The 3,886-nt window shown below is 71.4% G+C and carries 4 protein-coding genes and 1 riboswitch; all 4 genes read right to left on the minus strand.

Translation table 11 applies throughout. The features are described 5' to 3' along the window. Positions 1 to 39: 39 nt before the first annotated feature. Positions 40 to 663 carry a nucleotidyltransferase domain-containing protein gene (locus tag AH6_RS41385; RefSeq protein WP_067491844.1) on the minus strand — a complete coding sequence of 208 codons (624 nt, stop codon included), beginning with the start codon at positions 661 to 663 and terminating at the stop codon, positions 40 to 42. Positions 664 to 760: 97 nt separating this feature from the next. Then, a complete protein-coding gene (locus AH6_RS41390) occupies positions 761 to 1,039 on the minus strand; it encodes a MoaD/ThiS family protein (RefSeq protein ID WP_067491846.1) in 279 nt (92 codons plus the stop codon). A gap of 40 nt (positions 1,040 to 1,079) precedes the next feature. Then, positions 1,080 to 2,324: a threonine synthase gene (gene thrC / locus AH6_RS41395; protein WP_067491848.1), complete on the minus strand. Its 1,245-nt coding sequence runs from the start codon at positions 2,322 to 2,324 to the stop codon at positions 1,080 to 1,082. 14 nt (positions 2,325 to 2,338) lie between these two features. Beyond that, a riboswitch (SAM riboswitch) is annotated at positions 2,339 to 2,477 on the minus strand. A 93-nt stretch (positions 2,478 to 2,570) separates the two neighbouring features. Further along, entirely contained in the window at positions 2,571 to 3,590 is a 1,020-nt protein-coding gene (locus AH6_RS41400) for a cation diffusion facilitator family transporter (protein WP_169807982.1), read from the minus strand. Positions 3,591 to 3,886 lie beyond the last annotated feature (296 nt).

Here is a 3,886-nt window from a genome sequence, read left to right on the forward strand (position 1 = left end):
GCCAGGCGAGTCCCCTGGGCCGGGGCTTTGAAACACTGCCTAGAAGGAGAGCCTGGACGGCCGGTACCGGTCATCGTGGCCCGCGCGCACCAGCGGCAGGATCTCCTGTTCGAGCCGGCGCGACAGCCGCATCCCGTAACGCGTCTCCAGCCGGTCGCGGGCGCGCGTGTAGCGGTCGGCGGTCTCGGCCAGCGTGCTCGGCAACGACCGCACGCCCAGCGGTTCCAGCAGGTGGCCGCTCATCAGCAGCAGCTCGCCGCGCACCCGGTCGGCCATGCCGCGCCGCCGCTTGCTGACCAGCCGGAGCATCCAGTCCCAGAAGTGGTCGTCGATGGCGGCCAGGGTGTCGGGGCCGACCCGCCACGGCGGGTGCGGGCCGCGCGGCACCTCGGGGAAGATCAGGTCCACCTTGACCGGCCCGGTGAAGATCAGCAGGTAGCTGGCCCGGTCGGCCAGGGGGTCCCAGCGCGCCGCCAGCGGCTCGTGCGGCCGCACCAGTCCGGGCAGGTCGGCGGCCACCGCGCCGAAGTCCTCGACGGTGACGTGGAAGTCCCAGTCCGACACCTCGGTGGCGGTGCCGCGCGCCCGCGACCCGACGGGCTCGACGGCGCGCACCCCGGGATGCGCCGCCACCGCGCCCGCGATGTCCTCCGCTGTTCCCATGCAGGCCCTTTACCCGCGTCTACTAGTACAAAAGCCCCCTTTACCGACGACCGGGTCGGTAAAGGGGGCCCTGTCAGGGCGCGGCGGGCCGTCCGGATCAGCCGCCGGCGACGGCCGGGATGATCGAGATCTGCGCGCCGGCCGGGGTCGCGGTGTCCAGGCCGTCGGCGAAGCGCACGTCCTCGTCGCCCACGTAGACGTTCACGAAGCGGCGGATCTTGCCGTTGTCGTCCAGGACGCGGGCGGCGATCCCGGTGTGGTTGGCCTCCAGGTCGGCGACGACCGCGCGCAGCGTGTCGCCCTCGGCCTTCACCTCCGCCTCGCCGCCGGTGTAGGTCCGCAGGATCGTCGGAATCCGCACGGAAACGGTGCTCATGCTGGCTCCTTGGGTGTTTCGGGGTGGAACGGAGGCGGGGTCAGGCGAGGTTCGCGGCGCGGAAGGCGTCCAGCGACGGCTTGATGTTCGCGCTGGGCTTGGCGACCGGCGCGACGGCGTCCAGCGTCTTCAGCCCGTCGCCGGAGTTGATGATGACGGTCTCGGCCGACGGGTCGAGCTGCCCGCTCTCCACCAGCTTCTTCAGGCAGCCGACGGTGACGCCGCCCGCCGTCTCGCCGAAGATGCCCTCGGTGCGGGCCAGCAGCTGGATGCCCTCGACGACCTGCTCGTCGGTGACGTCCTCGACCGCGCCGCCGGTGCGGCGAACGACGTCCAGCACGTAGGTGCCGTCGGCGGGGTTGCCGATCGCGAGGGACTTGGCGATGGTCTTCGGCTTGACCGGGCGGAACACGTCGTACCCGGCCTTGAACGCCGCCGCCACCGGGTCGCACCCGGCGGCCTGCGCGCCGAACACCTTGTAGGGCTTGTCCTCGACCAGGCCCAGCTTGACGAACTCCTGGAACGCCTTGTCGATCTTGGTGAGCTGGGAACCGGACGCCACCGGCACCACGATCTGGTCGGGCAGCCGCCAGCCGAGCTGCTCGATGATCTCGTAGCCCAGGGTCTTGGAGCCCTCGGCGTAGTAGGGGCGCACGTTGACGTTGACGAACGCCCAGTCCTCCTGCTCGCCGGCGATCTCGGAGGCGAGCCGGTTGACGTCGTCGTAGTTGCCGTCCACGGTCACGAACGTGCCGCCGTACACGGCCGTCGTGATGATCTTCTGGGCCTCCAGGTCGGCGGGCACGAACACCGCGCTGCGGATGCCGGCACGGGCGGCGGCCGCGGCGACGGCGTTGGCCAGGTTGCCGGTGGAGGGGCAGGCCAGCACCTTGAAGCCCAGCTCGCGGGCGGCGGCGAGGGCGACCGCGACCACGCGGTCCTTGAACGAGTGCGTCGGGTTGCCGCTGTCGTCCTTGACCCACAACCGCTCCAGGCCGAGCGACTCGGCGAGCTGGTCGGCGCGCACCAGGCGGGTCAGGCCGGGCTCGGTGTTGGGGGTGTCGGCGATGTCGCCGGGAACGGGCAGCAGCCCGCGGTAGCGCCAGATGTTGCGCGGCCCGGCCTCGATGTCGGCGCGGGTGATGTTCCCGAAGTCGTAGGAGATCTCCAGTGGACCGAAACACTCTTCGCACGCGTAGTGCGGCCCGAGTTCGCGGGTGTGCCCGCACTCGCGGCAGCTGAGGCCGGTAGCAGGTCCGAGATCGGCGGCAGGCGTGAGTGCCATGATGCGAGGCCCTTCCCCCATCTTCCCTGCGCCACTTTGGTCGCAGGCCGGAGTTGGCACCATCTCTCGGCCGGCCTCGCAGGGTCGCGAGCGCGTCACCGAGTGGTTGCCGGGGCTTCGTAGGGCCGGTCCCTCCACCCCTCTGGATGAGCGATATGAAGTTGTATGCGGAGACTTTACATCGTCTGACCGTTTGACGGACAGGCGGGTCTCGCCGAGTGAGACATTACCCGGGAGTGTGCTTGATCACGCCGGGGGCTCCCCCGCCGCCGTCCGGGCCCCGTCCTCGCGGGTGCGCCGCCGGCGTCCGCCGTTCTCGCGCGCGAGGCGCTGCTCTGGCACGTTGGGCGTCTCGCGCTGGGTCGGGTCGAGGAAGACGTGCCGCACCAGCGGTTCGCGCTCGCACAGCCGCCGGTCGATCTCGCCCGCGATGTCCTCGGCCTCGTCGGCGCTGATGTCGTCGGAGAAGTGGACCTTGGCGGCCACCAGGATCGCCTCGGGGCCGAAGTGCATGGTGAACAGCTCGTCCACGCCGTCCACCCCGGGCGAGGAGCAGATCTCCTCGCGGATGCGCGACTGCACCTCCACGTCGGCGGCCTTGCCGATGAGCAGGTCCTTGCTCTCGCGGCCCAGCGCGTAGGCGACCACCACCAGCAGCAGGCCGATCAGGACCGAGGCGAGGCCGTCCCAGAACGGCGAGCCGGTGACCTCGCGCAACGTCAGCCCGGCGGCGGCCACCAGCAGGCCGACGACCGCCGCGGTGTCCTCGAACAGCGCGGCCTTGAACGTCACGTCGGGCGACCGCTTGACATGGTCGACCAGGTCGCGGCCGTTCTCGCGGGTCTCGCGGCGCGCCTGGGTGTAGGCCCGCACCCACGAGCCGCCCTCCAGCACCACGCCCAGCGCGAGCACCAGGAAGGCGAGCCACACCTGCTCGCCCTGGCCGCCGTGCCCGAGGATCGTCTCGACGCCCTCGTAGATCGAGTACCCGGCGCCCGCGACCAGGATCCCGAACGCCGCGAGCAGCGACCAGAAGTAGCGCTCGTTGCCGTACCCGAACGGGTGCCGCCGGTCGGCCGGGCGCTCGCTGCGCCGCAACGACGCCAGGAGAAAGCCCTGGTTGAGGGTGTCGGCGACCGAGTGCGCGCCCTCGGCGAGCATCGCGCTCGACCCGGCCAGCGCGCCCGCGATCAGCTTGGTGACCGCGAGGATGAGGTTGGCCGCTCCGGCGATCAGCACGGTCTTGGTGGTCTCTGCCCTGCTCACCCGCCCCCGGTACCCCTGCACCGGCGGGCTAATCCGGCTCGAATCGGCACATGCCGGTACACCGGTCTTCGGTCCGCCGAATAACCAGGGTCACTTTGATGCGCAGGGAGCACAACTGAGACCCTTCGGATATGACCCAAGTGCTGGTGGCGTCCAACCGGGGCCCGGTCTCGTTCTCCCTGTCCGGCCCGGCCGACGATCCGGGCGCGCTGACCATGCGGCGCGGCGGCGGCGGCCTGGTGTCGGGGCTCGCCGCGGTGACCGGCGGGCCCGGCGACCCGGGCGGCGGGCGGCCC

It is taken from the genome of Actinomadura hibisca NBRC 15177 (assembly GCF_001552635.1).
In the GTDB taxonomy this organism is placed as follows: Bacteria; Actinomycetota; Actinomycetes; order Streptosporangiales; family Streptosporangiaceae; genus Spirillospora; species Spirillospora hibisca.

What these genes read in the sequence shown, in the direction of transcription:
- AH6_RS41385 (WP_067491844.1), bottom strand. Translation starts at nt 663, where the DNA reads ATGGGAACAGCGGAGGACATCGCGGGCGCGGTGGCGGCGCATCCCGGG.
- AH6_RS41390 (WP_067491846.1), bottom strand. Translation starts at nt 1,039, where the DNA reads ATGAGCACCGTTTCCGTGCGGATTCCGACGATCCTGCGGACCTACACC.
- thrC (WP_067491848.1), bottom strand. Translation starts at nt 2,324, where the DNA reads ATGGCACTCACGCCTGCCGCCGATCTCGGACCTGCTACCGGCCTCAGC.